This window comes from Barnesiella sp. CU968 (assembly GCF_905219685.1).
GTDB lineage: Bacteria > Bacteroidota > Bacteroidia > Bacteroidales > Muribaculaceae > Lepagella > Lepagella muris_A.
In genome coordinates, this window is sequence record NZ_CAJMXD010000516.1 from 1 (window position 1) to 1,669 (window position 1,669).

Sequence of the window (1,669 nt, forward strand, 5' to 3'; positions counted from 1 at the left end):
GATCTATGTCGCGCGCCAGCTTTCCGGTTTCTTTGATAAAATGANAGAGTTCGACAGCAGGTGCCATATCAAGCCGTTTACCAGACTCCGCAGGTCCGCTCCATGATTTAATATCATCCGATATTTTCCTTACGGCATCATCCAAAGTATGCATCGATGATTTATGCAGTTCTCTTTCCGGCCAGTCTTTCAATAAATCTCCCGAAACAAACATCTGACATGCGGCAACAAAACCAAAACTGTCCTCAAGAAGTTCAGGCCACAATGTAAGGTCTACCCTCGACTGTAAGGAATCAAGATAAAGGCTTGTAGCCGACGCACATGCCATCAACCCCTCCACAGCCGCACGCGATGAGTGGTCTGTAGGAATCCCCGAAGGAAGATAAAGGTCATGCATATCGTTGAAACTGAAATCAGGATTATATTCCCCGCCTTCTCCCCTTCTTGACAAAGGAGTTGTAACGGCGTAACAGAAAGAAAGATATAGATTGAGTTTATGCAGCAGCACCGGTATATTCTTCATAAGTTTCTCATATTCCGATGATTTATGCACTCTCCGTTGCTTTTCAATCTCAGACTCCACATCTATCTCTGATTTCATGGAACCAACTGAATTAAGGAAAAAGCCGAGAAAAATCAAACCGCACATAACCTCTATTGCCGTGACTGCCTGCGCCCATCCGTGGGCGGGTGTATAATCGCCGAAACCGAGAGTGGTGATGGTCACGATACTGTAATAAAGCCATGACCCGAAATCGGTGCCGGCATCCTGCGGAATCCTGAACTGCCCGTCTGGCATCAGATAATACACAAGCGCAAAAAGCGGCATAAGACAGATATACAGACATATCCATACAATAGGTCTTACATTCGACACAACTTTCCAGAAATGTTTCAGTTTGTTGGACACAGCCTCATTCATAACTACGATGCTTTCAGGAGAACCTCCCGTTAATCGGAATTAAAACAAACCACAAGAGACAATGGTTTCTCAAATTATATTTGTAAATTTGTAATCCAAACATCACAGCACATGAAACTCCACAAACCGATTATGGCACTGACTGCGATATGCGGTCTTTTCAGCACTTCGTTTGCAGACATTAAAGGAACCTGGAACGGCACGCTTCAGGTTACCCCACAGGTAAAGATGCGTCTCGCTTTCCATATCCCGGATCCGCAGTCAAAACCGCATGTGATCACGATGGACTCTCCGGACCAGGGAGCATACGGGATAGAGGCGGAAGTCAGTCATCTGTCGAACGATTCTGTTTCCTTCTCCATTCCCCGCATCGGAATGAGCTATACTGGGCGGATCAGAAACAACATCCTGACCGGCACTTTCCGTCAGGGTGGTCTTAGCATACCCCTCGAACTCACGCCGGGAGAGGTTGTCAGAAACCGCCCCCAGACACCGCAGCCGCCATTCCCATACACAACTGAAGACATTCGCATCACCAATCCTGAGTGTAAAGACGTGACGCTTGCCGCCACTCTGACGCTGCCGGAAAATGCAGACCGAAAGACTCCTCTTGTAGTGATGGTCAGCGGAAGCGGGCTGCAGAACAGAGACGAGGAACTGTTCGGGCACAAGCCCTTTGCCGTAATCGCCGACTACCTTGCCCGCAACGGCATCGCTTCGCTTCGATATGACGACAGAGGATTTGCC

Annotated in this window: 1 protein-coding gene and 1 pseudogene; one reads left to right on the forward strand and one right to left on the reverse strand. The window is 48.0% G+C overall.

What is annotated here, in order from left to right; translation table 11 throughout:
• The coding region (locus tag JX312_RS13260; protein WP_204458390.1) for a potassium channel family protein at positions 1–922 on the reverse strand (922 nt) is incomplete at its 3' end.
• A gap of 111 nt (positions 923–1,033) precedes the next feature.
• On the opposite strand from JX312_RS13260, the pseudogene JX312_RS13265 reads away from it, so the two are divergent.
• Positions 1,034–1,669: pseudogene (locus tag JX312_RS13265) on the forward strand (alpha/beta hydrolase); the annotation flags it as partial.